This is a genomic window from Marinobacter alkaliphilus, assembly GCF_055394375.1.
The window spans coordinates 1743794-1770061 of sequence record NZ_AP043751.1 but is presented as its reverse complement, the minus strand read 5'-3'; the positions used below and the strand labels follow the sequence as shown (position 1 = coordinate 1770061).

Genomic DNA, 26268 nt, shown 5'->3' with positions numbered 1-26268 from the left:
GCATGACTGACCTGTCCGTGGTAAAGAACACCAACTCCCCGGCGTTTGATGTAGAAGCCATCCGCCGAGACTTCCCGATCCTGGCACAGGAAATCAACGGGAAGCCGCTGGTGTATCTGGACAACGGCGCTTCGGCCCAGAAGCCGCAGGCGGTGTTGGATGCCATGGATCGCTATTACCGGGAAATGCACTCGAACGTGCACCGAGGCGCCCATACCCTGGGAGACCGCGCCACAACGGCTTTTGAAGGTGCCCGGGAAATCGTGCGGCACTTCCTGAACGCCCCCAGCACCAAAGAGATCATCTGGACCCGGGGCACCACCGAAGCCATTAATCTGGTAGCCAATGGCCTGGCTCCGCGCCTGAAAGCCGGCGATGAGATCCTGGTCAGTCATATGGAACACCACGCCAACATCGTGCCGTGGCAGATGATCGCCGAGCGCACTGGCGCCAAAGTGGTCCCTGTGCAGGTGACCCCCGAGGGCGAGCTTGACCTGGATTCATTCAACAGCCTGCTGAACGAGCGCACGCGAGTATTGGCCCTTACCCACGTGTCCAACGTGCTGGGCACAGCAAACCCGGTGGCGCCACTGATCGAACAGGCGAAGAAACAGGGCGTGATCACCCTGATTGACGGCGCCCAGGCCGTGCCCCACTTCAAGCCGGATGTGCAGGCGCTGGGTTGCGATTTCTACGTGTTTTCATCCCACAAACTGTTCGGCCCTACCGGCATCGGTGTGCTGTATGGCCGTGCAGAACTGCTGGAAGAAATGCCTCCTTACCAGGGTGGAGGCGAGATGATTGAGCGGGTGTCGTTCGAGCGCACCACTTGGAACGTTCTGCCCTACAAGTTTGAAGCTGGCACCCCGGCAATTGCCGAAGCCGTCGGCCTCGCGGCCGCGATAGACTACCTGGACAGGCTGGACCGCCAGGCCATGGAAGCGGCAGAAAATGCCCTGCTTATCCGTGCCAACGAGCTGGTAGAGACGGTTCCGGGCATGGAGATTATCGGCACCGCGAGGCAGAAAGTACCGGTAATGTCCTTCAAGATTGCCGGCCTGCACCCAAGCGACATCGGCACCCTGCTGGACCAGCAAGGCATTGCCATCCGCACCGGTCACCACTGCGCGATGCCACTGATGGATTTCTACGGAGTACCCGGTACAGCCCGGGCTTCATTTGCGTTCTACAATACGCTGGAAGAGGTCGAGAAACTGTTTACCGGCCTGCAAAAGATCCAGCGCCTGTTTGCCTGAGGAGGTGGAAACATGTCAGCCGAAGTCTTCACCCCAAATGATGTGAACGTGACCATGACTCCGACGGCGGTCAAACACGTTCGCAAACAACTGAACAAGAAGCCGGAAGCCAAAGGCATTCGCCTGGCCATCAAAAAGAGTGGCTGCTCCGGCTTCAAGTATGAAACCCAGTGGGTAGAAACCCCGGAATCCGATGACCGTATTTTTACCATCGACGGTGTGGATGTGTTCGTAAAGCAGGAACACCTGCCACTGGTGAATGGTATTGAAATCGATTTTGTTACTGAGGGCGTTAATTCCCTGTTCCGCTTCCGCAACCCCAATGCGACAGCGGAGTGTGGTTGTGGCGAGAGTTTTACGGTGGCATAAACAGAGGTCTTACAGAGCATGCAAGAACGGGAAGTTGTTCTAACCAAGCGCGAAGTGGAAGCCCGGCTGGTGCCTTCCGGTACGGAAATCATGATTCCGTCGGACACCTTCGTGACCATCACTCAGTCCCTCGGTGGCACCTTTACCGTCGCGGTGAACGGCAACCTCGCCCGTATTGAAGGCCACGACGCAGACGCCCTGGGCAAACAGCCCCTGGAAAGCAGCTTTGACACCCCGGAAGACGGCACCATCAACGAAAACCAGGTGTGGGAAGCCCTGCGCAACTGCTACGACCCGGAAATCCCGGTCAACGTGGTGGATCTGGGCCTGATCTATGAGTGCAAGATCGAAAACGGCACTGAACACGGCAATCACGTTTATATCCGGATGACCCTCACCGCCGCGGGCTGTGGCATGGGCCCGGTCATCACCAACGATGTGCAAACCAAGGTGGAGCATGTCCCCAATGTCGACAAGGTAACGGTAGAGCTCACCTTTGATCCGCCCTGGAACAACGATATGCTCACCGACGAAGCCAAACTCGAACTGGGAATGCTATGACCGCCAGCAAGGAACAATTCCTCGACAACCCCCTGGGCACCAAAACCACCCTGGAAGACGTTCTGGATGCCTTTGAGTTTCTGGACGACTGGGAAGAGCGCTACGCCTACATCGTAGACCTCGGCAAACAGTTGCCGGCGTTCCCGGATGACGAGCGGACAGAAGAGAATTACGTGCATGGCTGCCAGAGCCAGGTGTGGCTGGTTCACCATCACGATGAGGACAGCGGAAAACTGTTCCTGCTGATCGACTCAGACGCCATCATCGTGCGCGGCCTGGCGGCCATTATTCTGGTAGCCCTGAACGGCAAGACACCGCGAGAGTTGTTGGCCACCGACATCGATGAACTGTTTGAACAACTGGACCTGTTCCGCCATATCTCCCCGACACGGGGTAACGGCCTGCGGGCTATGGTCGGGAAGATCCGGGACATCGCGGCGGCCGAGGCCGCCTGATCTCACCAGATTATCGCCATATCGTCTCTCTGGATATTTACCTGGCCACCGGTCACCGGCAGGCGACCGGTGCTGAAATCCGGGTGGACGTTATCGAGGGTAATGGACACCTTCGCATCCGTCAGCTCCGGTGTACCATCCAGTGAGTCGAAATAACGCTGACTGCGGTAGATATTGAGCTCGTCGCCTGGCCGTAACCCGGCCGTCGCGCCGGAAGCCAGGGTCACACGGTTGCTCTCAACACGGGTCACTCGGGCCATGAACGGTTGGCACGACAGCGCATTGTTAACGGCTATCGCCATGTCATCAATCACGCCAGACACCGCCTGCCCCCACTCCGATTTTTCAAAGCCGGCCGAAGCAAAGCCACCAGTGCCTGCGCCTTTCGGATCCCAACGAGCAGAGGTTTCAAAGCGCTGACGAAACACCGGGGAACCGCTGAAGCCATCGAACACCATCACTTCTGCTTCAAACCGGCGACTGGTATCCACCAGCCCGATCCCCCGCTGCATTCGGTTCACGATGGAACTGCCCCAGGCATTAGGATCAGCCACACCGATATCCCTGATGACGCCAGACACCACAAACTGCGCGCCGAGCTCCCGGGCCAGTTGGACCACATTGGTCAGATGATTCGCCGCCAGATTCTGGCGCGAGGTCGGGGCGTCTGGCAAATCGCTGAAAAGTTGCAACGAGGTAGAGCCCAACACCTGCATTCTGCCCTGAGACTGCAGGCGGGCAATCAGTGCCTGCGGCAGTTTCTCGCCGGCATCATCAAGCCCCGGGTTACCTCCCTGCTGTGGCCGGACAATCGGAAATCCTGTCACCGCAACTCGCTTGCGCAGCCCGGAGGCTTCCCCGGCCTTACAGCTTTCGGTACCGGAAGCATCCGCCATCTCGGCCCGCACCACCACCCGCAAAAGGTTGCCGCTACGGTATTCATCCACGATGGTGGCGTTACGTAACTGGGCGGTGGCCGAAAGCCGGGTTCGGGACTGTGTCAGCTCACCGTTTTCAAGGGTATCCTGGGTGCTTACGCTGGCTTCGTACTGCAAAGCGAGATCACGCATGGCCGCCTGCCGGGCCTCGGCGCGGGCCTGGTCCAGATTGTTCTCCCGAATATTGGCATGGCCCACCCCCTCAAGTACGGCAGCACTGACCACGCCCGAGCAGACCCACAGCAACAATAGGACAATGGCTTTCATACTTCTCCCGCCTTCCGCCAGGGCATTAGCGGATTAATCCAGATAATAGAGTGATTGGGTGCGCCGGGTTTCCACATCCCCAACCCGGTCGTTCTGGCGCGGCATGGGGATCATACATTGATCCCGAACTTGATCATCCACCACCCGTGAAACGCACTCGCGAAACCTTGGTTCCAGCTTGAGCTCCATCACTGTCTCAATCACACCGTCGCTGTGCTCGTTCACCGCCACCATCCGCGCACCGCGTATATAACTGTCTACATAGGTGCGGAAGTTGTCATTGTTAACGACAAAATCATTCACCGTGGAGCTGCCGTAAATCACCGTACCGTATACCCGCTCAGCCAGGTTCCGATAGGCATCCAGTTGCGAAGCACGCCGGGCCATCAACCGCTTTCGAGGATTTACGCGGTCTTCACGGACATCCTGGTAGGTGCCAAAACCACTGACCCGAACGGTGATGGGTTCAAATTCGGTACGGGTATCCTGCGAGCTGTTCTGATAGCTGCCCACCGGCGCGCAGGCTGCCAATGTAAAAACCAGAACAGGCACGAGAGTCCATCGCAGTGTCATTATCTTGTCTCCAGAGAACACTTTTGCAGCATCCATGAAAAAATCACGCCAACATCAGCAACCCAATGATGTTACTTGCTTTTTTTCAAAACCAACGATCTTTCCCCCATGGGAAAGCGGCAAATGTATGCCTCTGTTTACAGTTCGGGAACAAACCGTTACCGTTTGTGGGCTGAGTCTCGCGAAAAACTCATCTAACCTTTCAGGAACTTAATAGTTTGTCCCTGCAAAAAACAACTCAGGACTGTTCATGAAAACAAACCGCCTTTGCAAATTGTCCCTGGCCATCAGCCTTTCCATTGCCACCACCTCTGCCCTTGCGAGCCCGCAGGCTCCCATTTCGGCCCGCTCGTTCGCCATGGGTGGAACCGGCGTCGCCGTAGCACATCCCTCTGCTGCCCCCTTGGCAAACCCGGCCATGATGGCGGCGCCCATGATGGCGGCGCCACAGCACGACTGGGCGGATGATTTCGGCCTGATGCTGCCTTCGGTCAATGCACGATTTGCGGATGAAGAAGAAGTTGTTGATCAGATTGATGATATTCAGGACACAATTGATGAACTCGAGCAATCCATCAACAGCCTGGACCAGGGATCCGCCCAGGATAATGCAGGAAAGCTGCGAGAGCAGCTTCAGAATTTCGACCGTGATACTGTCCGAGTGAATGCCGGTCTCGGATTGGCCGTGGCTCTTCCCGGGCCTAGCTTGTCGGTTGGAGTTATGGCGAACGGCAACCTGACAGCAACAGTCCGAGGCGAGTACAGCGAAAACGATGATGCCCGATTGGCAGCTGTCGAAGCCGGAATACTGACACCTGGCATTACCGACGAACTGGAATCCAGAGGCAGTATCCTTGCCTCTGCAGTTGCAGAGGTTGGTTTGAGTTTTGCCAGATCCTTCGAGCTCAGCAACGGCGAGCAGTTTCAGCTAGGCATAACCCCCAAATACGTCGAACTTCGCACTTTCCAATACACCGAAACCGTCTCAGGTTTTGAAGACGATGACTTCGATAGTGACGAATTCGAAACTGACAAAAGCGGCTTCAACCTGGACATCGGTGCCGCCTATGCCTTCGGTGAGAACCGCGAGTGGAATGCCGGTGTGGTGGTCAAAAACCTGATTCCGATGGAGCTGGACTCCGCACAGGCACGCCCGCTACTTGGCGAAGAGAAACGCACCCTCGAACTCAACCCCATGGTTACCGCCGCCATCGCCCACAAGAGCGACTACCACGTGGTCACCGCCGAACTGGACCTGACCAAGAAAAAAGCCTTCGGCTTTGAAGACGATACCCAATGGCTGGCGGTCGGTGCCGAATTCGACGCCTGGCGCTACGCCCAGCTGCGCGCCGGTATCCGCCACAACCTGGCCAGCAACAGCGACAACGACGGTATTGAAGAAGATACCCAATTCACCGCTGGTCTGGGACTGAACGTTCTCGGCGCGCGTCTGGATATTGGCGCCCTGTACAGCAGCGCTGATGTGGGTGCCGCGATCGAGCTTGGCACCTCCTTCTGATATCGCCGTAGTTCCAGAGCCCGGCCTGCCCCGCAAGCCGGGCTTTTTTTGTGCCTCACCGCGTCCTTGCCGCTCAAAGTCACAGTTGGGGTTTGCCTACGGCAGACTGTGGCCGGATAATCTACCGATCTGCACCCACACACCAAAGGAAACCCCAGCTCCATGCAAACCTATCTGGTAGGCGGCGCCGTTCGGGACAAACTGCTCGGCCTTGAGGTAAAAGACCGTGACTGGGTGGTGGTCGGCAGCACACCAGATGAAATGCGAGCGAAGGGTTTCAAACAGGTAGGGGCCGATTTTCCGGTATTCCTGCATCCGAAAACCGGTGAGGAATACGCCCTGGCCCGCACCGAACGCAAGCAGGGGCGGGGCTACCATGGGTTTACCGTATACAGCGCTCCGGATGTCACCCTGGAACAGGATCTGAAGCGCCGGGACCTGACCATCAATGCCATGGCAGAAACCGAAGATGGCGCGTTGGTCGATCCATTTCACGGTCACAGCGACCTTGAACAGCGAAAACTCCGCCATGTTTCTGAAGCCTTCGCCGAAGACCCCCTGCGCATTCTGAGAACCGCACGGTTTGCCGCGCGCCTGCAACCCATGGGCTTTACCGTATGCCACGAAACCAGGGCCCTGATGCAACAGATGGTCCGTGAGGGCGAGCTGGGGGATCTTGTCCCGGAGCGCGTGTGGCAGGAGGTTCAACGAGCACTGCATGAGCAAGCGCCCGGTGTCTTTTTCGATGTACTCAAAGACGTTGGCGCACTGGAGGTTCTGATTCCAGAGCTCGCCAGCCCGGACATTCTCCAGCACGGGCTTCAGGCCCTGCATTGCGTGCACAGGAAAAACGGCAACACGTCGCAGCGCTTCGCCGCATTACTGTGCGCCGTGCCGGAACCCGCCGCTGTCGCTCGCGCAAAAGCCATGAAAAGCCCGAATGACTGCAAAGACATGGTGCACCTGGTTTGTCTTTACATGGAGCACCTGGGCGATCAGAGCCCGCAGGTCCTTGCGCCGGAGCAAGCCCTGGCGTTGTTGGAGAAAGCGGACCTCTGGCGCCGCCCGGAGCGCTTTATTGAATTGCAGGAAATCCTGGCCTGCGCCGTTAGCCCCGGCCAGTCCGACAGCCTTGACCGGCTCAACCTGGCCGCACGACACGCCTCAGCGGTTAACCCCCAAGACCTGATCAAACAGGGCCACAAAGGAAAAGCCCTGGGCGATGCAATCCGCAAAGAGCGGCTGGCACGTATCAAACAGGCATTGACCAACTGACCAGAGGAATTCTGTATGGCAGCTCCTGTTGTTCTGATCACCGGCGCCGCCCACCGTCTCGGCGCCCGTACCGCGGAGGTTCTGCACGCCCGGGGCTGGAATGTGGTCATCCACTATCGTTCGCGGGCGGACCAAGCGGCCGCACTGGTGGACAAACTGAACCGGGAACGGGCGGACTCAGCCACCTCGATAAAGGCAGACCTGACAGACATGGAACAGGTTGTCAGCCTGGCCAAAACCGCCTGCCAACATTGGGAGCGACTGGATGGCCTGGTCAACAACGCCTCAGTCTTCTATCCCAGAACCACCGAAGACTCCGGTGAAGACGACTGGAACGCCATCATGGGCGCCAACCTGAAAGCGCCATTCTTTCTGCTCAAGTATTGCTTGCCGGAACTGAAAAAAAACAAGGGAGCCGTGGTCAACCTGATCGATATCTACAGCGAAAAACCGCTGAACGATCACCCCCTGTATTGTGCCAGCAAAGCGGGCCTGGCCGCCCTCACCCGATCCTGGGCCAAAGATCATGCCCCAGAGATCAGGGTAAACGGTGTATCGCCTGGCGCTATCCTCTGGCCAGAGGGCGATGCCGCGATTGATCCAACTTATCAGCAGGCCATTCTGGACAAAACACCCCTGGCCCGTACCGGCAACCCCGACGACATTGCCGGTGCCATCGCCTACCTGCTATGCGATGCCCCCTTTGTGACCGGTCAGATTCTCTCCGTCGACGGCGGTCGCAGTCTGAATATGTAAATCACTCCCGGCAGGCTGAATCAACCCATACCTTGGTTGTTTTGGCCGAGCCAGGCTTTCCCGCTACAATGCTTGCCATCTTGTATTCACACGCCGGCAGGCATCGTCCTGATCCTGCCCTTTGCAACGGAGAATTCCCATGCGTGATGTCGTGATTGTTGCCGCAAAACGTACTGCTGTTGGCAGCTTCGGTGGCGGTTTGTCCAGCCTGCGGGCCGACCAACTCGGTTCCGCCGTGATCAAGGCGCTGATGGAAGAAACCGGCGTGGCCGGCGAGCAGATCAATGAAGTAATCCTGGGCCAGGTACTGACTGCCGGTTGCGGTCAGAACCCTGCCCGCCAGGCAGCCATCAATGCCGGCCTGCCAAGCTCCACACCAGCGATCACCATCAATAAGGTATGTGGTTCCGGCCTGAAAGCGGTTCACATGGCGGTGCAAGCCATTCAATGCGGCGATGCCGAGATGATTGTCGCTGGTGGCCAGGAAAGCATGAGCCAGGCGCCACACGTTTTGCCCAATAGCCGTAATGGCCAGCGCATGGGCAACTGGAGCATGGTCGACACCATGGTGAACGATGGCCTGTGGGATGCCTTCAACGATTACCACATGGGCATCACCGCCGAAAACATCGTGGAGAAGTACGGTATCAGCCGGGAAGAACAGGACGAATTCGCTGCTGCCTCCCAGCAAAAAGCCGTAGCGGCCCAGAACGCCGGCTATTTTGACGGCCAGATTGTTCCGATCACCATTCCCCAGCGCAAAGGCGACCCGCTGGTGATCAGTATGGACGAATGCCCCCGCGACGGCGTGACCGGAGACAGCCTTGGTAAACTGCGCCCGGCGTTCAAGAAAGACGGTTCCGTGACCGCGGGCAACGCCTCATCCCTGAACGACGGTGCCGCCGCCGTGATGGTGTGCAGTGCCGAGAAAGCCAAAGAACTGGGGCTGACCCCGCTGGCCACCATCAAGGCCCACGCCAATGCTGGTGTTGACCCCACCATCATGGGTACCGGCCCGATTCCCGCCAGCCAGCGCTGCCTTGAGCGTGCTGGCTGGACGGCCGCAGAGCTGGACCTGATCGAAGCCAACGAAGCCTTCGCGGCCCAGGCCATCTCGGTCAACCGGGACATGGGCTGGGATACCAGCAAGGTCAACGTTAATGGCGGCGCCATTGCCATTGGCCACCCGATCGGCGCTTCCGGCTGCCGTATTCTGGTTACCCTGCTGCACGAAATGGCACGCCGCGACGCCAAGAAAGGCCTGGCGACTTTGTGCATCGGTGGCGGCATGGGCGTTGCCCTGGCCGTGGAACGCTAAGCCCCATGCTTCACGTTGTACTCTATGAGCCGGAGATACCGCCGAACACCGGCAATATCATCCGGCTCTGCGCCAACACCGGCTGCCAGCTGCACCTGATTGAACCGCTGGGGTTTTCCCTGGAAGACAAACAGATGCGTCGGGCCGGGTTGGATTACAGCGAGTACGCCACTGTGAAGATCCACCCGGATTACGCCAGCTTTCTGGAAACCGAGCAGCCTGCGCGACTGTTCGGGCTCACCACGAAAGGCAGCCGTCATTATCACGAGGCCGCTTTCCAGGATGGCGACTACCTGATGTTCGGGCCAGAAACCCGAGGGCTGCCGGCAGACGTTCGGGAAGCCCTGCCAGAACAGAACCGGCTGCGGGTACCCATGCGCCCGGAGAGCCGCAGCCTGAACCTGTCCAATACCGCCGCCCTGGTGGTTTATGAGGCCTGGCGGCAGTTGGGCTTTAGCGGTGCGGTCTGAGGGGGCTCATCCGTGCAGGCACAAAAAAACCGGCGCTGGCCGGTTTTTTGTCTGCGGAAAGACCAGAATAGAGACTTAGTGAGTCTGCTCTTCCTTGGCCTCACCTGCCGCCTCTTCCTGCTTGCGCTTCAGCGCCTGGGCGTAGATGGCGTCAAAGTTCACCGGCGCCAGCATAAGGGCCGGGAAGCTGCCCTTGTTGACGATGCCGTCGATGGCTTCGCGGGCGTAGGGGAACAGAATCGTCGGGCAGTACGCACCCAGCATCTGACCCAGCTGCGGGCCTTCAATACCAGACACCATGAATACGCCGGCCTGCTGGATTTCAACGATGTAGGCAACTTTCTCGCCCACCTTGGCAGTAACGGTCAGCGACAGAACAACTTCATACTGATTATCACTGATCTTGTTATGGGCGGTATTCAGATCCAGGTTCACCTGCGGCTTCCACTGCTCCTGAAACACCAGGGGAGCATTCGGGGACTCAAAAGACAGGTCCTTCACATAAATGCGCTGAAGGGCAAACTGGGGTTGGTTCTGGTTTTCGGTGCCTGCGGCTTGCTGATTCTCAGCCATGATCAGTCCTTTCGTTCTGGTAAAAAGGGCAACAGCCCGTTGTTATGGTCACGTGAGCCGAAACAGTCTACTGCGTGGTCCCGGCAGGTAATGTGAAACAGTGCGACAGATCGGCAATCAGATCAAGCCCTGTTACTTTTTCACCAGCGGCAGATTGCTGGCTCTCCAATCGGCGATACCTCCATTCAGGCGCACCACATTGGCGTAGCCCTCAGCATTCAGCTGCTTGACCGCCATGGCCGAATGCTGGCCCATTTTGTCCGCCACAATAATCTGCTTGTCTTTGAACTTGCTTAACTCATTGGCGCGGCTCTTGAGGCTGTTCAACGGGATATTGATGGAGCCGGTAATGCGACCCTCGCCAAAATCCTTGCGGTCCCGGATATCCACCACTACCGCCTCATCCTTGTTGATCAAAGTAACGGCACCCTGAGCCGAAATTTTGGTGCCACCCCGCCGGGATTCCAACACCAGAATGGCCACCAGGAATGCCACGAACAGTGATACCAGAATGTAATGATTGACTACGAATTCAAACAAGCGGTCCATGAAACTACCCTGAAAATTTGATTTGGCGGGATTATACACACCCGTAACGACTCAAAGAAGGCAAGCGTCTTCGCCGGCAGGCTGCAAGCCCCGAGCCTCAAACCATAGTGCCAATGCATGATACCGATGTGCGCCCTTACGTGGCCTGCGCAAATGAAAACGGTTACAATCTGACCCACTTCAAATCCGTTACTTTCGCAATCAACCGGACGAAATGATGACCGAGACGCGCAAGCCCACTGCACTGATTATTCTCGACGGCTGGGGCCACCGGGACCCGGCTGAAGACAATGCCATTTCCAACGCCCAGACTCCGTTCTGGGACAAGCTCTGGCAGAATCAGCCCAAGACCCTGATCAACACCTCAGGAATGTTTGTGGGGCTGCCCCAGGGCCAGATGGGCAACTCCGAAGTAGGCCACATGAACCTGGGTGCCGGCCGGGTGGTCTATCAAAGCCTGACGCGTATCGACAAAGACCTTGAAGACGGCAAGTTCCAGAGCAACGAAGCCCTGTGCAACGCCATTGATAAAGCCGTAGCCAATGGCAAGGCCGTTCACATCATGGGCCTGTTGTCCCCCGGCGGCGTACACAGCCACGAGGACCATATGCTGGCTGCCGCAGAGGTTGCCGCGGCCCGTGGTGCCAAAGAGGTGTACATTCATGCGTTCCTGGACGGCCGCGACATGCCCCCGCGCAGTGCTCGCCCGTCCCTGGAAAAAGCCGCAACCAAAATGAAAGCCCTGGGCGTTGGCCGGGTGGCGACTATCGTGGGCCGCTACTTTGCCATGGACCGCGACAACCGCTGGGATCGGGTGGAAGCCGCTTACAACGCCATGACGTTGGGCGAGGCGGAATTCACGTTTGAAGATCCGCTCACCGCGCTGGATCAAGCCTATGAGCGGGGCGAAAACGACGAGTTCGTAAAAGCCACTCACATTCGCGCCGAAGGCCAGCCGGAAGGCACCATCAACGACGGCGATTCGGTACTGTTCATGAACTTCCGGGCCGACCGCGCACGGGAAATGACCCGCACCTTCGTGGAACAGGACTTCGACGGCTTTGACCGCCGAAAGCACCCGGCACTGGCCGACTTTGTCATGCTGACCGAGTATGCGGCAGACATCAAAACCTCCTGCGCCTACCCGCCGGAGCAGCTGAGCAACGGCCTGGGTGAATATATGGCCGCGCTTGGCAAGACCCAGTTGCGCATCGCTGAAACCGAAAAGTACGCCCACGTCACCTTCTTCTTCAACGGCGGCCTGGAAACCCCGTTTGAAGGCGAAGACCGCATTCTGGTGCCGTCCCCGAAAGTCGCCACCTACGACCTGCAGCCGGAAATGAGCGCACCGGAAGTCACCGACAAGCTGGTCGAAGCCATCAAGAGCGGCAAGTACGACCTGATCGTATGCAACTACGCCAACGGCGACATGGTTGGCCATACCGGCAAACTGGACGCCGCCATCAAAGCCGCTGAGTGCCTGGACCAGTGCGTGCAGCGGGTGGTGGAAGCTTTGGACGAGGTGGGCGGTGAAGCGCTGATTACCGCCGACCACGGCAACTGTGAGCAGATGACCGACCCGAACTCAGGCCAGCTGCACACCTCCCACACCATCGGCCCGGTGCCGCTGGTTTATACCGGCCACCGCAAGGTCACTCTCAAGGATGACGGCAGCCTGTGCGATATTGCACCGACCTTGCTCGCCCTGATGGGCGACGAAAAGCCAAAGGAAATGTCCGGGCACAGCCTGGTCGATTTCAGCTGATCCGGCTGCCGGAATACGTGTTCACGCGGCTCGCCATACTGGTAGTGGCCCTCATGCTGGGGGTCACGCCACTGCACGCCCAGCAGGAGGTCACGCCGGCCCAGGTCGAAGCGCTTAAAAAGCGTATCGCCACTATCGACAAATGGCTGGTCAGCGCCGAGAAGAACCGGTCCGACCTTGAAAAGCAGCTGGTTGCCACCGAACGCAGAATCAGCGACCTGACCCGTGAGCGCCGCGAACTTCGGGCCCGGGCGGATGAACAGCAGCAACGGCTTGGCGAACTGCAGACGCAGGAAAACGAACTGGCCGAGACCCTCGACAAACAACGGGACAGCCTGAAGAAACAAATACGCGCCGCCTGGATGGAAGGCGATGCACCAGCCCTGAAAGTTCTTCTTAATGAAATCGAGCCGGGCATGATCGCCCGCACCCTGACCTACTACGAATATCTCAGCAAAGATACCGTTGAACGGCTTGAAGCCTTCCTGGCCAGTCTTCAGGAACTCAAAGCCGCCCGCGCGGCTGTCCAGGCCAGCCGGGTGGAATTGGCGAAAACCGAAAGCAACCTTGAACAGCGCCAGAAGCAACTGGCGGACACCCGCAAGGAGCGCGAGCAAACCCTGGCGGCCCTGAATGCCGACATCCGCACCCGCCGCGGCGAGCGGGATGATCTGGAGGCAGACCGCAAACGTCTGGAGCGGCTGCTGGAAGAGGTTCAGGAAGCCATTGCCAGCATTCCCGCCCCCAACGAGTCGCGCCCCTTCAAATCACTGCGTAACCGCCTGCCATGGCCGGTCCAAGGCCGGGTTGTGAGTAACTACGGTGCAACCTACGCCGATGGCAAGCTTCGCCGTAATGGCCTCATCATGAACACCTCGGAAGAAGCCGAGGTCAAAGCCGTGCACTACGGCCGCGTCGTTTTCGCCAACTGGCTTCGCGGTTTTGGTCTGATGACCATCATCGACCACGGCGACGGATATATGACATTGTATGGTCATAGCAGCAGCCTGTTCACCGCCCCCGGGGACTGGGTAGGTGCTGGCGAAACCATTGCCCTGGCCGGGCGCACCGGAGGCACGGAAGATCCGGCGGTGTATTTTGAAGTGCGCCAGAACGGCAAACCGGTCAACCCCCGCAGCTGGCTTGGCAAACCCTGAACCAAAGGGCTGACAAACACCGCGCCGGGCGCCATACTGTCGGGAGCCTAGCTGGTCCAACTTGCGGAAACACAACAGGATATGTGAATGAAACGGGTTAGAAGTACTCTCCAGATCTCACCACTACGCGCCATCGCACTTGCGACCTGTTGTCTGGCCGCCCCCGGACTGGCCCTGGCACAAGACCAGGAAGCCCAGACCCAGCAGATTCTGGAAGGCATCCAGAACGGCGAGCGGGTACAGATTCAGCTCCCTGACCCGGAAGAACAACTGCCCCTGGATGACCTGAGGAAGTTCACCGAAGTCTTCAGCCGTATTAAAGCCGCCTACGTGGAAGAAGTGTCAGACCGCAAACTCCTCGAAAGCGCGATCAAAGGCATGCTGTCTGACCTGGACCCCCACTCCACCTACCTTGCCCCCAAGGATTACGAGGAACTGGAAGAAAGCACCTCCGGTGAGTTTGGCGGTCTGGGCATTGAAGTGGGTATGGAAAACGGCTTTGTAAAAGTCATTGCACCCATTGACGACACCCCCGCTCACAAAGCCGGCGTACTGGCAGGTGACCTGATCATCAAACTGGACGAAAAGCCGGTCAAAGGCATGTCGCTTGAGGAAGCCGTGAAACTCATGCGCGGCAAACCGGGCACGGTACTGACCCTTACCATCATGCGAGAGGGCGAAAGCGCCCCGATTGAGATCGACGTTACCCGCGATGTCATCAAGGTAACCAGCGTTAAATCCCGGATGATTGAAAACGGTTACGGCTACGTTCGTATTACCCAGTTCCAGGCCGAAACCGGACGGCAGTTCCGCCAGGCCCTGACCAAACTGGAAGAAGAATATGGCGGCGACCTGGATGGCCTGATTATCGACGTTCGCAACAATCCCGGCGGCGTATTGCAGGCAGCCGTCGAAACCGCAGACGCCTTGCTGGATGAAGGGCTGATTGTATACACCGAGGGGCGCATCCAGAGCTCGCGGCTTCGCTTCAGCGCCAAAGCCGGCGACATTATGGAAGGCACCCCCATCGTTGTTCTGATCAACGGTGGCTCGGCCTCCGCCTCCGAGATCCTGGCCGGTGCGCTGCAGGACCACGGCCGTGCGGTGATTATGGGCACCAAGTCGTTCGGCAAGGGCAGCGTGCAAACCGTTATCCCGCTGGACGAAACCCACGCTATCAAGATGACCACCGCCCGCTACTACACACCGGAAGGCCGCTCGATCCAGGCCACCGGCATCAAGCCAGACATCGAAGTTCGCCCCGCCGAGCTGACCGAACTTGACGGACGTCCCTTCTTTACCGAGGCAGACCTGAGCGGCCACCTGCAAGGTCAGGATGAAGAACAGGAACGCCTGGAACGGCAACAGCAAGCCGAAACTCCGGCTTCTGCAGCTGAGCGCGATTACCAGCTGCGTTCCGCGCTGAACCTACTGAAAGGCATGAACATTCTCAACCGGCGGGATCAGGGCAAAAATCAGTGAGGCTAATGAAAACCGTTATTCTGCTGGCCGGCTTGATGGTCGGGCCGGCAGTCTTTGCCGCGAGCCCCGGGGGAGATCAGTATCCCCCGACGATTGCTATTATCATCGATGATATGGGCCATAACCTGTACGAAGGGCAGCGGCTGGCGCAGATGGAACAGCCGCTGACACTGGCCTTCCTGCCCTTCCGCAAACACACTACCTCTCTCGCCAAGCTCGCCTATCAGCAGAACAAGGAAATCATGCTGCATGCGCCGATGGCCAATACCCGGCACTTTGGGCTGGGGCCCGGGGGGCTGACACCGGATATGGACGAAGCGACCCTGACCAAAACTCTGAGGCGCTCGCTGCAGTCCATTCCCCATGTCAGCGGGGTGAACAACCACATGGGCAGCCTGCTGACCCAGCAATTGCAGCCTATGGACTGGGTGATGAAGGAGCTTTACCGATACCCGGTGTATTTTGTTGACAGCCGTACCATCGCCAACTCAATCGCAGGGCAAGTGGCACAGGCCTACCGGATTCCCAGCCTGACCCGGGACGTATTCCTGGACCACGAACAAACCGAAGAGTTTGTGGACCAGCAGTTCCAGCTTCTGATCAAAACCGCCAAAGAAAAAGGCACAGCCATTGGCATCGGCCACCCCCACAAAGTGACTGTGGATTATCTGGAGAAGCACTTGCCGAAACTGGATGAACAAGGCATTGCGGTGGCGACCGTGAGCGGCATCTGGGCCATGCGCAATGGCAACCGGGAGATGTTTGCAGAAGGGGAAAAACAGCCAGTAGTCTTGTCTGTGGCGCGGAGTGATAAAGACTAACTCTTGGCCACGGACACTCACGGACGTTCACGGACAACTACTCAAAGATCTTCGCTTTTCGTCCGTGTCTGTCCGTGAGTGTCCGTGGCAAAATTTCGTTAGTCCCGAACTTCGATACCCTGCGCCTTCATAAAGGCCTTGGCCTCGGGAATGGTGTGCTGGCCGAAGTGGAAGATGGAGGCTGCCAGTACCGCATCGGCACCACCCTGAGTAACGCCATCCGCCAGATGCTGCAGCTCACCCACACCACCTGAGGCAATCACCGGCACCGCCACGGCATCACTGATGGCTCTGGTCAGCCCCAGATCAAAACCGATCTTGGTGCCGTCGCGGTCCATGCTGGTCAGCAGCAGTTCACCCGCCCCCAAATCCACCATCTTTTTAGCCCATTCAACGGCATCCAGGCCGGTGGGCTTACGGCCGCCGTGGGTGAAGATTTCCCAACGCGCTTCTTCCCCTTCTGCGCTTACCTGCTTGGCGTCAATGGCCACCACAATGCACTGCCGGCCAAAACGCTCCGCTGCTTCCCGCACAAACTCCGGGTTGAACACCGCGGCCGTGTTGATGGAGACCTTGTCGGCCCCGGCATTGAGCAGCTTGCGGATGTCATCGACGGTGCGCACACCGCCGCCCACGGTCAGCGGAATGAAGACTTCCGCCGCCATGCGCTCGACGGTTTCGTAGGTGGTATCGCGGCTTTCACTGCTGGCGGTGATGTCCAGGAAGGTGATTTCGTCCGCGCCCTGTTCGTTGTAGCGTCGGGCCACTTCAACAGGATCGCCGGCATCGCGGATATCGACAAAGTTGACGCCTTTAACCACGCGGCCTTTGTCGACGTCCAGGCAGGGGATGATGCGTTTTGCCAGTGCCATGATCTGTCCTCAGTTTTTCAGGCTGTCGCAGTAGGCTTGCGCTTCGGCCACATCCAGGGTGCCTTCGTAGATGGCACGGCCGGTGATGGCGCCGATCACGCCTTTGTCAGCCACGGTGGCCAGACGCTTGAGGTCGTCCATGTTGGTGACGCCGCCGGAGGCAATAACCGGGATACCGCCCTCTTCCGCCAGTTTGGCAGTGGCTTCCACATTCACGCCCTGCATCATGCCGTCGCGGGCGATGTCGGTATAAACAATGGAGGATACGCCGTCGTTGGCGAAGCGCTTGGCGAGGTCTACCGCCATGACTTCGGAGACTTCAGCCCAGCCGTCGGTGGCTACGCGGCCGTCTTTTGCGTCCAGGCCGACGATGATGTGGCCGGGGAATTCTTTGCACATTTCGGTGACGAATTCGGGCTCTTTAACGGCCTTGGTGCCGATGATGACCCACTGCACGCCGGCCTTGAGGTAGGCTTCGATGGTTTCGGCGGAGCGGATACCGCCGCCGATCTGGATGGGCAGGTTCGGGTATTTTACGGCAATGGCTTTGACGATTTCGCCATTGACCGGTTCGCCGGCGAAGGCACCGTTGAGGTCGACCAGGTGCAGGCGGCGGGCGCCGGCGTTGACCCATTTGGTGGCCATGTCTACGGGGTCGTCACCGAATACGGTGGAGTCTTCCATGCGGCCTTGGCGCAGTCTTACGCATTTGCCGTCTTTTAAATCGATAGCGGGGATGATGAGCATTTTGTTCTTCCTATTCAGAAAGTCGGGCAAGGAGTTTGGCGCTCGCACTCTGGAGCAGGGAGGCCTTTCAGGGACACGCTGTAAATACATCCCTGTACGCTTGACTGCAGCATCCCTGCTGCAGACAGTCCCTGAAAGGCCTCCCTGCCCCAGAGCGCTACTATGTGCTTGCCTGCTTACTTTCCAGTCCAGTTCGTAAAGTTTTCCAGCAACTGCAGGCCTGCCCGGGCGCTTTTCTCCGGGTGGAACTGCGCTGCAAATATGTTGTCTCTTGCCACCGCCGCAGCCAGGTCGACACCGTAACGGGTGCGGCCGGCCATGTCGGCGTTGCCGTCGGCTTCGGCGTAGTAGCTGTGCACAAAGTAGAAGCGGTCGCCGTCTGGAATATTGTGCCAGAGCGGGTGGTCTACGGTGTGATACACCTGGTTCCAGCCCATGTGGGGCACTTTCAGGCGCTCGCCGTTTTCGGTGAGGTTGTCCCCGAAGTAGCGGACTTCGGACGGGAACAGGCCGATGCCTTCCACGCCGCCGTTTTCTTCGCTGCGGGCCATCAGGGCCTGCATGCCGACGCAGATGCCGAGGAATGGGCGGTCCTGGGAGACTTCTTTAACGAGTTCAACCACCCCCAAACGGTGCATTTCGGCCATGCAGTCGCGGATGGCGCCAACGCCGGGCAGGATCACCCGGTCGGCTTCGCGGATTTTGGCGGCATCGTCTGTAACCAGTACGGTGCAGTCCGGGGCCACGTGCTCTACGGCTTTGCGGGCGGAATGCAGGTTGCCCATGCCGTAGTCGATGATGGCGACGGTCTTCATGGTGGTTCTGTTCCTTTCGGTGACCGGTTACAGGGCGCCTTTGGTGGACGGGGTGATACCCGCCATGCGCTCGTCCATTTCAATCGCCATGCGCAGTGCGCGGCCGAAGGCTTTGAACACGGTTTCGATCTGGTGGTGGGTGTTCTTGCCCTTCAGGTTGTCGATGTGCAGGGTCACCATGGAGTGGTTCACGAAGCCCTGGAAGAACTCGGCAAACAGGTCTACATCAAACCCGCCCACGCTGGCGCGGGTGTAGGGTACGTCCATGAGCAAACCGGGACGGCCGGAGAGGTCGATAACCACGCGAGACAAAGCTTCGTCCAGGGGCACGTAGGCGTGGCCGTATCGGCGGATGCCTTTTTTGTCGCCCACCGCCTGCTTGAAAGCCTGGCCCAGGGTGATGCCGATGTCTTCCACGGTGTGGTGGTCGTCGATGTGCAGATCGCCCTTGCAGGTGATGTCCAGGTCTACCAGGCCGTGGCGGGCAATCTGGTCCATCATGTGCTCAAGGAAGGGCACGCCGGTGTCAAAGCAGGCTTTGCCGGTGCCATCGAGGTTGATCTCGACAGAGATCTGGGTTTCAAGGGTATTTCGCTCTACCCGAGCCTTGCGTTCAGCCATGGAGACTCCGTCTAGAAAACAGGCTTGCTACTGTAAATATTCGATTCGCAGATTATACCCGTTAACACAGCCGGAGTCCCGCAACCGCATCAATCGCCCTGATAGCTCAGAACGCGTTCTTCAGGTTGTTCATGTAGGTGTCTACAAGGCTGTTGAACTCGTGCTTGATGACCGGGCTGATGGCCAGTTTGAGCAGGCTGGGCAGGGGTACCGTCAGCTGGGCAGTGGTCTGGAAACGCACTTTGGTTGAATTATCGCCGTTGGCAGTGAGTGTCCAGGCACCGCTGACCACGCCGTTACCCTCACCTTTTACCGGCTCCCAGGTAATCTTTCCGTTGTCTTTGTCTGCGTGATAGGTGCAGGCATACACAGACTGGATGGCGTGCTTGTCAACACCCACTTTTTCCATTTCCCAGCGGTAGGCGTTACCACCGAGGTCAATCAGTTTGTCTACTTTCGGGAAGTGGCTGGCAGATTTGGGGACGTCTGCCAACAGATCGAATACTTCGTCATAGCTTGCCGGAATTTCCAGATCCCGGTTCAGCTCAATCGATACGGTAATGGCCACAGCCGACTCCTTCTTGTGCTTATTTGTTTGCCGGGCGTTCGCGCCGGCTTCGGAAAAGAGGGTATTTTGAACCAAGACTAACGCATTGTCATATTCCTGCACTGTTAATTTACTAACCCTGCGTTATCCTTTGGGTTATTCATCCGTAATAGTCAGGTACCACACCCTGCCGGGAAGACAAGGAACTCGTACCATGAAAGTTATTCGCTATGCGCTTTATGCCGTGATCGCCCTGATTGTACTGGCCGTCGCCGCTGTTGCCATTGCAGTTGCCGTGATCAATCCGAATGATTACAAGCCCCAGATTGAGGCTGCGGTTGAGAAACACACCAACCTGGATCTAATTCTGGAAGGCGACATTGGCTGGTCTTTCATTCCTCTGGGCCTTGAGCTGAACGATGTCGTGGCCACTCTGGAAGGCGAGCGGCTGGTTGCGCTGGAGCGATTGGTTGCCCAGATCGATTTCTGGTCGCTGATTGCCATGGCGCCGCGGGTGAATACCTTCCTGCTGGACGGCCTGGATGCGCGGCTGGTGGTGAACGAACAGGGCGAGGGTAACTGGACGCGAATCATGCCCGAAGGTGAACCCGCCGAGGCGCCTGAAGCGGCGGCAGCTGAGCCAGCGGAAACCACAGAAGAGCCTGGCACTGGCGAAATGCTCGATTTCAACGTCGAGAACGTCGAAATCACCAACGCCCGGATTCACTACAACGACCTGGGCACCGGCCAGTCTGTGACCCTGGAAGATTTCACGGTTTCCGCCAGCAACATCACCCTGGGCTCCGAATTCCCCCTCGATATTCGCTTCAAGGTGGAAACCGCCCAACCGCAACTTGCCGTTGATGGCAGTATCAGTGCCCGGGTGAACGCCAATCAGGCCCTGAACGAATTTGCGGTATCCGGCCTCAAGGCCATCTTTGACATGAACGGCGAACCGTTCAGTGGCAAATCCGTGAAGGCGGAAGTGGCCGGCTCGCTGCAGGCTAACCTGGAGGAAGAAACTGCCTCTCTGAACGATTTCACTGCCAGCCTGGCTAACCTGAAGCTGAGCACCAACCTGAATATCAGGGGTTTCGGCGATCAGCCAGCACTGAATGGCCGCCTGGACATTGCCAGCTTCTCGCTCAAGCAACTCATGAGCAATCTGGGCCAGCCGGCAATAGAAACCGAAGATCCGGATGTGCTCAAAGCCATTGCACTGTCCACCAACCTGGGCGGCCAGCCGGGCACCGTTGCCCTGAGCGACCTGAAAATCACCCTGGATGACACCACCTTCAACGGCGGCGGCAGCTACAACCTGACCAACGGCGGGCTCACCTTCAACCTGCAGGGCGACAAGATCAACGCCGACCGCTACCTCCCGCCAGCTACCGATGAAGATGAAGCGGCACCGCAGCAAACCGCCGAAGCGGGCCCGGAAGGCGATCTGCTGCCACTGGAAACCCTTCGTGACCTGCTGCTGGATATCGATTTTGGCCTGGGCGAGCTGATCATCAGCAACCTGACCATCAACGAGATCAAGGCCAGCACCACCGCCAAAGACGGCCTGCTGCAAGTGGATGAGTTCAGCGGCAAACTCTATGACGGCAGCTTCGGCGCCAACGTCACCATCGATGCCCGCACAGACAATCCGAAATGGCGGGTTCGCTCAGACGTAACCAATGTAAAAACCTTACCGTTGCTTACCGACCTTGCCGAGGTAGACATGCTGTCTGGCGCGGCCAACCTGAAAGTGGCTGTCGACACCAACGGCAACCGAGTCTCTGCTCTGCGCAGCAATGCCAAAGGCGAGATCAGCTTTAATCTGGCAGAGGGCATGCTGCGCAACATGAACCTGACACGCATGGCCTGCCAGGGCATTGCTCTGGCCAACCAGGAAACCCTGGGCACCACCGACTGGGGCACCCACACCCCCTTCAACGATATGCGCGGCACCCTGAAAATTGATGGCAACACCCTGAACAACACCGACCTGGTTGCCGCACTCGCCGGTATGCGCCTGGAAGGCGATGGCACGGTAGACATGGAGCAGAGCCAGCTGGATTACGAACTGGGACTCAGAATCGTGGGCGAGATTCACCGTGACAATGCCTGCCGGGTTACCGAATACGTTCAGAACGTGGTGATTCCGGTTGAATGCCGCGGCAATTTCGTTGAGAACCCCGCAGGCCTGTGCTCATTCGACGGATCACGTTTCCGTGACACCCTGAAAGACATCGCCGCCAATGCGGCCCGCGCAAAAGTTCGGGAAGAGACAGATCGCGCCAAACAGCGGGCCGAAGAGAAGGCTCGCGAGGAAATCGACAAGCGCCTGGGCGAAGATGGTGAGCGTGTGCGGGATGCCGTTCGGGGGCTGTTCAACCGATGAGCGACCGGTTCGCCGACCAGCTACTGGCGTGGTACGACCAACACGGCAGGCACAACCTCCCGTGGCACCATAACCGCAACGCCTACCGGGTGTGGGTCTCTGAGATCATGCTTCAGCAGACCCAGGTCACCACTGTCATCCCCTACTTCGAAGCTTTCATGGCGAGCTTTCCGGACGTGCATGCCCTGGCCGCCGCACCGGAAGACGATGTGCTCAGCCACTGGTCCGGCCTGGGCTACTATGCCCGCGCCCGCAACCTGCACAAAGCCGCCAAACAGGTGGTTGGGGAATTCGGGGGCGAGTTCCCCTGCAACCAGGAGCAACTCGAATCCCTCACCGGTATTGGCCGCTCAACCGCTGCGGCCATCATTGCCCAGGCCTTCGGCCAGCGGGCTACTATTCTGGACGGCAACGTAAAACGGGTTCTCGCCCGCTATCACGCCGTGCCCGGCTGGCCAGGACAAACCCAGGTGCTCAACACACTCTGGGAACACGCCGAAACACATACGCCCGATGACCGGGCCAGAGACTACACCCAGGCCATCATGGACCTGGGCGCCCTGGTTTGTACCCGCAGCAAACCGGCCTGCGATTCCTGCCCGATCAGCGATGGCTGCGCAGCCAAAGCACGCAACGAGGTAATGCTATACCCCGGCTCGAAACCGAAGAAAGCCAAACCGGAAAAAACCACCTGGATGCTGATCCTGGAAGACGGCGAAGGCCGCATCCTGCTGGAACGTCGGCCACCCAGCGGCATCTGGGGCGGCCTGTGGAGCCTGCCGGAGCTGGACCCGGCCTACGGCTCGGAGGAACTGCAGGAAGCCTGTGAGAAAGAACTGGGCATCACCTGCCAGGATCCGGACCTGATCAGCGGTTTCCGGCACACGTTCAGCCATTACCACCTGCACATCCAACCCGCGCGACTGCCAGTTATAGACGTATCCGGCATCGCCGATTCCGACAGGCACCGCTGGCTGCATCGCGATGAAGCACTGTCTCTGGGCTTACCTGCCCCCATTCGCACCCTGCTGACAGAACCGGAGCAAGCGGCCCTGCTCTGACACCTGCAATTGCCGATGCTCAAGTCACACCCGGAATTGATCTGTTATCATTCGCCAAACTGAACATCAACACAGGAGCCGCCATGAGCCGCACCGTATTCTGCCGCAAATACCAGAAAGAAATGGAAGGCCTGGCCATGCCCCCCATGCCCGGCCCCAAAGGCCAGGAGATCTATGACAACGTCTCCAGGCAGGCCTGGGAAGAATGGCAGAACCAGCAGACCATGCTGATCAACGAAAAGCACCTGAGCATGATGGACCCGAACAACCGGAAATACCTTCAGGCACAGATGGAACGCTTCTTCAACAACGAGCCATTCGACAAGGCCGAGGGCTACGTTCCACCGGAAAAATAGCCAAACTGATCAAGGCCTGAACAACCGGAAAAGATTCTGAAAATTTTTGCCGGGCGGCCTTGACTACCCAACCCTAAACCGGTTTAATAGCGCCCCGTTGCAGCACATAGCTCAACACGCCCGGATAGCTCAGTTGGTAGAGCAGGGGATTGAAAATCCCCGTGTCGGTGGTTCGATTCCGCCTCCGGGCACCATTAAGAATTCTGACGAAACCCGCCTTGTGCGGGTTTTGTTGTTTTATGTGTCCACCCCTTTCTAGAACTCTCCTCTCTCATGCCGTTCCGCGATATCTTTGAAGACATCCAGCAAGCCTTGCTCAAACAACCACGGATCGCCCATTTTGAACATCTGGCACCAGTTGTCATCGGGACCAAACGATGTGTGCTCGAAACGGTTCAGGTTGTCCAGCGAGTACCCAGCTATCCCTTTTAGCATGCTACCGTATTGAGCTCCTCGGGTTACACCCAGCATTTCACCATCAACTTCTTCCTCGATAGTAATAGCACCTCGGGGAACGGCATTCGGGTGATCCGGTTCGAGAAAAAAGCGCTTAAGCGTCTCTACAAACCATCTGGCAGCACCTATCGGGAATTCATACTGCGCGGTTGCGAATTCGCCTGGGTCATCATCACCTAGCTGAACCCACACTTTCTGACCAAGTATTAGATGACGGCCCACAGCAAAAAAATGCCAGGGCGCAGTGTCGTCCTCCGGATTCATTACCTTGGCGACACGATAATACCCTTCGGGAGGGTTTTCAGGATCAACAATCGGCCACTCCGGCAGTTTCGGGTATGCCATTCTTAAGCTCCAAAATTAATCGGTTCAAGGTCCACCAGCTCCACCCACTGCGTGCCGCCTTCCATTCCCGTCATCTGCCGGAAGGTTTTGGGGTTCTTATGTAAACTGAATGCTTCCACAACGCCATACACCGGCTGTTCCGTGGTCGAGTTGGTCGTTTTGGTCAGGCCATTACCAGTAAAGTGCTCATTAGCGCCTGTACTGTTCTGAATACTTATTCGAGTATTAAATTTCTTTATCCCGTCCTGGCCAAGCCCCGCCTTTCTCAAATACGCCTTACGTATTTGCGGGTTGGCCCAAGCGGGTGGAGGCATGTTACTGATTAACGATTCATACTCCCCCGCATAGTCAGGCGTCATAACCTCCTTCGTCAAAGCAGGATTTTCAACTTTTCCCGGCAACTTATCCTCAACAAACTTCGTGAGATTTCCGTATGTGGGAACAATCGTCTCAGCATCCGCATACCTAACCGCATCTGCCTGATCAATGATCGCCAGCTTATACTTCGCATCTGGCTTGTAGTTCACACCCATTGCTTCAGTGATCAATTTGGGGTCCGTATCCAGGTGCGCTATCTGATCAAAACTTGTTGACCAGATCTGCACACCGGCCGGACCTTCCTTACCTAATGTTCCGTTGTTGGGGCCATTTCGATGCACATGGGGCTCTTCCACCAAGCGGACAATGAACTTCTCGTCTGCAAAACCCTCTTGAGCGATGCGGTGCAGCTGTGCCTGGGTGTACTTGGGCGAAGGGGCCTTGCCATTGGCGATGATGGAATTCCGAGCATCTCCTAAAAGCTTCTTTGCCTCGTCAAAGGACCTGGGCAGCACTTTCCCTGGCCTCGTGCTTAGCTGGACGGGGTCGGGGTCCACGCCCTTTGGACGCGGCGATGCTTCAGCCTCAAAACGATTTTTCCTGTTCAGGTCGAAATCGCGCCATATCTTGCGCAACCCCTGAAGCTTTAGCGCCTCGGCAAATCGCCCGAATGCCGGCCCGAGCCCCGCCAGAATCCGAGCATGTCGGATACGGCTGGACGCCTGCGCAGCATTACCCGCTCCCAGTGTGGTTGCCGCCAGCAAACCGGCCAAAACCAGCTCAAATGCTATCGCTCCGAAAATGTAGGCATAATCGGTATGGTGCTGAATGGCGGCATAATCGGTTACAAAGTCTTTCAGAGCAGCGCTGAGCTGAGCATCCGTCATCACCAGGCTGGCCAACTCATAAGCTTTTGCAATGTCCTCCCGGCTGATGTCAGAGGGCGAGAACCCAATCGCTCGCACCCATCGTTCCCGGCGTTTGTCGTCATAGAGACTGTTGAAGGTTTCGTACCAGCTGCTGGCTCCGTTATCCTGGTTTGCAGACCATGCCGATTTAAGCCCGTCCATCAGTGTCTTGGTTGGATTAGCCAGATCACTGACGCCAACCACAAAATCAAACAGGCCGATCCCCGCATCATAAGCGCCCTGAAACACCGCTCCGGTGTTCACCAGAGCCTTTTCATAGTGAGGCATCTGCTGATAGACCGTTTCCCGGGCTTCGTAGTCCTTCCTTTCCTGCTCCAGCAGTCGCTGGAGGCCCGCTATGATTGTCTTGCGTTCTTGCCGGACCACATCGTCCATGGCGCTTGAGCCCAGTCTGACAGTGGCAAACCGGCCATTCAGACCCTCCACCGAAGCGGCACCCTGATGGTCCAGAACTCCGGTGACGCCTTCCAAATCCGTGCCTACCTCAAACGGCAGGTTCGCTACACCAGTGCCGTCCGGCCAGCGATACTCAATGGTCAGGCTATAGGGGCCTTTACCTGGCACGGGCTCCGCAACCGGCTCTGGTGCAAGCTGATAGTTTTGGGCGGCAGGCGCATGTAAGGAATCTGATCGAACTCCTGGCCCGGCACTACCGCCGGTGGGCCATCGGTCTCGTAAACGGCTTGCCAGAGACGCCGGCAAATCAGA

The 26268-nt window shown here is 57.9% G+C and carries 27 protein-coding genes and 1 tRNA gene; 17 read left to right on the top strand and 11 right to left on the bottom strand.

The window, feature by feature from the left end; genetic code table 11:
- The first annotated feature begins 2 nt into the window (after window positions 1-2).
- Genes ACZ5Q2_RS07970 through ACZ5Q2_RS07955 form a run of 4 tightly spaced genes read left to right on the top strand, consistent with a single transcriptional unit; the run spans window position 3 to window position 2641 of the window.
- Complete coding sequence (locus ACZ5Q2_RS07970; RefSeq protein ID WP_432210261.1) at window positions 3-1256, top strand: aminotransferase class V-fold PLP-dependent enzyme; 1254 nt, start codon at window positions 3-5, stop codon at window positions 1254-1256.
- A gap of 12 nt (window positions 1257-1268) precedes the next feature.
- On the top strand, window positions 1269-1625 hold the full coding sequence (locus ACZ5Q2_RS07965; RefSeq protein WP_432210262.1) for a HesB/IscA family protein: 357 nt from the start codon (window positions 1269-1271) through the stop codon (window positions 1623-1625).
- An 18-nt stretch (window positions 1626-1643) separates the two neighbouring features.
- Window positions 1644-2186: a putative Fe-S cluster assembly protein SufT gene (gene sufT / locus ACZ5Q2_RS07960; RefSeq protein WP_058090505.1), complete on the top strand. Its 543-nt coding sequence runs from the start codon at window positions 1644-1646 to the stop codon at window positions 2184-2186.
- Window positions 2183-2641, top strand: a complete 459-nt coding sequence (locus ACZ5Q2_RS07955) for a SufE family protein (protein ID WP_072676361.1) — start codon at window positions 2183-2185, stop codon at window positions 2639-2641. Before sufT ends, ACZ5Q2_RS07955 begins: the two co-directional genes overlap by 4 nt.
- Window positions 2642-2643: 2 nt before the next feature.
- Here ACZ5Q2_RS07955 and ACZ5Q2_RS07950 read toward each other — a convergent pair whose 3' ends face one another.
- Together ACZ5Q2_RS07950 and ACZ5Q2_RS07945 are read right to left on the bottom strand one after the other, a co-directional pair.
- The gene (locus tag ACZ5Q2_RS07950; RefSeq protein ID WP_432210263.1) at window positions 2644-3846 is read right to left on the bottom strand and encodes a flagellar assembly protein T N-terminal domain-containing protein; all 1203 of its coding nucleotides are present in this window, start codon (window positions 3844-3846) and stop codon (window positions 2644-2646) included.
- 33 nt (window positions 3847-3879) lie between these two features.
- Window positions 3880-4419, bottom strand: coding sequence for an LPP20 family lipoprotein (locus tag ACZ5Q2_RS07945; RefSeq protein ID WP_058090502.1), 540 nt, complete (start codon window positions 4417-4419; stop codon window positions 3880-3882).
- 250 nt (window positions 4420-4669) lie between these two features.
- Here ACZ5Q2_RS07945 and traF point away from each other — a divergent pair, with 250 nt between their 5' ends.
- The 5 genes from traF to trmL all read left to right on the top strand — a co-directional run bounded on the left by traF (window position 4670) and on the right by trmL (window position 9757).
- Window positions 4670-5938 (top strand): conjugal transfer protein TraF, encoded by a 1269-nt coding sequence (gene traF / locus ACZ5Q2_RS07940; RefSeq protein WP_432210264.1) that lies wholly within the window; start codon window positions 4670-4672, stop codon window positions 5936-5938.
- Window positions 5939-6100: 162 nt separating this feature from the next.
- On the top strand, window positions 6101-7213 hold the full coding sequence (locus tag ACZ5Q2_RS07935; RefSeq protein WP_432210265.1) for a multifunctional CCA tRNA nucleotidyl transferase/2'3'-cyclic phosphodiesterase/2'nucleotidase/phosphatase: 1113 nt from the start codon (window positions 6101-6103) through the stop codon (window positions 7211-7213).
- A gap of 15 nt (window positions 7214-7228) precedes the next feature.
- Entirely contained in the window at window positions 7229-7969 is a 741-nt protein-coding gene (locus ACZ5Q2_RS07930) for a pteridine reductase (protein ID WP_432210266.1), read from the top strand.
- Between the two features lie 139 nt (window positions 7970-8108).
- Window positions 8109-9287, top strand: coding sequence for an acetyl-CoA C-acetyltransferase (locus ACZ5Q2_RS07925; RefSeq protein ID WP_432210267.1), 1179 nt, complete (start codon window positions 8109-8111; stop codon window positions 9285-9287).
- Window positions 9288-9292: 5 nt separating this feature from the next.
- On the top strand, window positions 9293-9757 hold the full coding sequence (trmL, locus tag ACZ5Q2_RS07920; RefSeq protein ID WP_319635462.1) for a tRNA (uridine(34)/cytosine(34)/5-carboxymethylaminomethyluridine(34)-2'-O)-methyltransferase TrmL: 465 nt from the start codon (window positions 9293-9295) through the stop codon (window positions 9755-9757).
- A gap of 75 nt (window positions 9758-9832) precedes the next feature.
- Here the strand turns inward: trmL and secB are convergent, their stop codons facing one another.
- Both secB and ACZ5Q2_RS07910 read right to left on the bottom strand, forming a co-directional pair.
- Window positions 9833-10330, bottom strand: a complete 498-nt coding sequence (gene secB, locus ACZ5Q2_RS07915) for a protein-export chaperone SecB (protein ID WP_058090491.1) — start codon at window positions 10328-10330, stop codon at window positions 9833-9835.
- A gap of 132 nt (window positions 10331-10462) precedes the next feature.
- On the bottom strand, window positions 10463-10879 hold the full coding sequence (locus tag ACZ5Q2_RS07910; RefSeq protein WP_432210268.1) for a rhodanese-like domain-containing protein: 417 nt from the start codon (window positions 10877-10879) through the stop codon (window positions 10463-10465).
- A gap of 217 nt (window positions 10880-11096) precedes the next feature.
- Between ACZ5Q2_RS07910 and gpmI the strand changes: the two genes are divergently transcribed.
- The 4 genes from gpmI (at window position 11097) to ACZ5Q2_RS07890 (ending at window position 16104) form a co-directional block, all read left to right on the top strand.
- Window positions 11097-12644 carry a 2,3-bisphosphoglycerate-independent phosphoglycerate mutase gene (gene gpmI / locus ACZ5Q2_RS07905; RefSeq protein WP_432210269.1) on the top strand — a complete coding sequence of 516 codons (1548 nt, stop codon included), beginning with the start codon at window positions 11097-11099 and terminating at the stop codon, window positions 12642-12644.
- Window positions 12645-12697: 53 nt separating this feature from the next.
- Window positions 12698-13801 carry a murein hydrolase activator EnvC family protein gene (locus ACZ5Q2_RS07900; protein WP_106695143.1) on the top strand — a complete coding sequence of 368 codons (1104 nt, stop codon included), beginning with the start codon at window positions 12698-12700 and terminating at the stop codon, window positions 13799-13801.
- A gap of 87 nt (window positions 13802-13888) precedes the next feature.
- Window positions 13889-15283, top strand: a complete 1395-nt coding sequence (locus ACZ5Q2_RS07895) for a S41 family peptidase (protein ID WP_106694644.1) — start codon at window positions 13889-13891, stop codon at window positions 15281-15283.
- A gap of 35 nt (window positions 15284-15318) precedes the next feature.
- Entirely contained in the window at window positions 15319-16104 is a 786-nt protein-coding gene (locus tag ACZ5Q2_RS07890; protein ID WP_432210717.1) for a divergent polysaccharide deacetylase family protein, read from the top strand.
- A gap of 98 nt (window positions 16105-16202) precedes the next feature.
- On the opposite strand, the gene hisF is transcribed toward ACZ5Q2_RS07890, so the two are convergent.
- From hisF to ACZ5Q2_RS07865, 5 genes are all read right to left on the bottom strand, one after another.
- A complete protein-coding gene (hisF, locus tag ACZ5Q2_RS07885; protein WP_058090486.1) occupies window positions 16203-16976 on the bottom strand; it encodes an imidazole glycerol phosphate synthase subunit HisF in 774 nt (257 codons plus the stop codon).
- Between the two features lie 9 nt (window positions 16977-16985).
- Complete coding sequence (hisA, locus tag ACZ5Q2_RS07880; RefSeq protein WP_152439019.1) at window positions 16986-17723, bottom strand: 1-(5-phosphoribosyl)-5-[(5-phosphoribosylamino)methylideneamino]imidazole-4-carboxamide isomerase; 738 nt, start codon at window positions 17721-17723, stop codon at window positions 16986-16988.
- Window positions 17724-17899: 176 nt separating this feature from the next.
- Window positions 17900-18538 carry an imidazole glycerol phosphate synthase subunit HisH gene (hisH, locus tag ACZ5Q2_RS07875; protein ID WP_061332988.1) on the bottom strand — a complete coding sequence of 213 codons (639 nt, stop codon included), beginning with the start codon at window positions 18536-18538 and terminating at the stop codon, window positions 17900-17902.
- Between the two features lie 27 nt (window positions 18539-18565).
- Window positions 18566-19159, bottom strand: coding sequence for an imidazoleglycerol-phosphate dehydratase HisB (gene hisB, locus ACZ5Q2_RS07870; RefSeq protein ID WP_058090483.1), 594 nt, complete (start codon window positions 19157-19159; stop codon window positions 18566-18568).
- 106 nt (window positions 19160-19265) lie between these two features.
- Entirely contained in the window at window positions 19266-19727 is a 462-nt protein-coding gene (locus tag ACZ5Q2_RS07865; protein ID WP_432210270.1) for an SRPBCC family protein, read from the bottom strand.
- 193 nt (window positions 19728-19920) lie between these two features.
- Here ACZ5Q2_RS07865 and ACZ5Q2_RS07860 point away from each other — a divergent pair, with 193 nt between their 5' ends.
- The 4 genes from ACZ5Q2_RS07860 to ACZ5Q2_RS07845 all read left to right on the top strand — a co-directional run bounded on the left by ACZ5Q2_RS07860 (window position 19921) and on the right by ACZ5Q2_RS07845 (window position 23706).
- On the top strand, window positions 19921-22095 hold the full coding sequence (locus tag ACZ5Q2_RS07860) for an AsmA family protein (protein ID WP_432210271.1): 2175 nt from the start codon (window positions 19921-19923) through the stop codon (window positions 22093-22095).
- Entirely contained in the window at window positions 22092-23156 is a 1065-nt protein-coding gene (mutY, locus tag ACZ5Q2_RS07855) for an A/G-specific adenine glycosylase (protein ID WP_061332991.1), read from the top strand. Before ACZ5Q2_RS07860 ends, mutY begins: the two co-directional genes overlap by 4 nt.
- Window positions 23157-23239: 83 nt before the next feature.
- Window positions 23240-23512 (top strand): oxidative damage protection protein, encoded by a 273-nt coding sequence (locus ACZ5Q2_RS07850; RefSeq protein WP_061332992.1) that lies wholly within the window; start codon window positions 23240-23242, stop codon window positions 23510-23512.
- Window positions 23513-23630: 118 nt separating this feature from the next.
- Window positions 23631-23706: transfer RNA gene (locus ACZ5Q2_RS07845), tRNA-Phe, on the top strand.
- Window positions 23707-23767: 61 nt separating this feature from the next.
- On the opposite strand, the gene ACZ5Q2_RS07840 is transcribed toward ACZ5Q2_RS07845, so the two are convergent.
- Both ACZ5Q2_RS07840 and ACZ5Q2_RS07835 read right to left on the bottom strand, forming a co-directional pair.
- Window positions 23768-24313, bottom strand: a complete 546-nt coding sequence (locus ACZ5Q2_RS07840) for a hypothetical protein (RefSeq protein WP_061332993.1) — start codon at window positions 24311-24313, stop codon at window positions 23768-23770.
- Between the two features lie 2 nt (window positions 24314-24315).
- Window positions 24316-26124 carry a hypothetical protein gene (locus tag ACZ5Q2_RS07835; protein WP_432210272.1) on the bottom strand — a complete coding sequence of 603 codons (1809 nt, stop codon included), beginning with the start codon at window positions 26122-26124 and terminating at the stop codon, window positions 24316-24318.
- Between the last annotated feature and the right edge of the window lie 144 nt (window positions 26125-26268).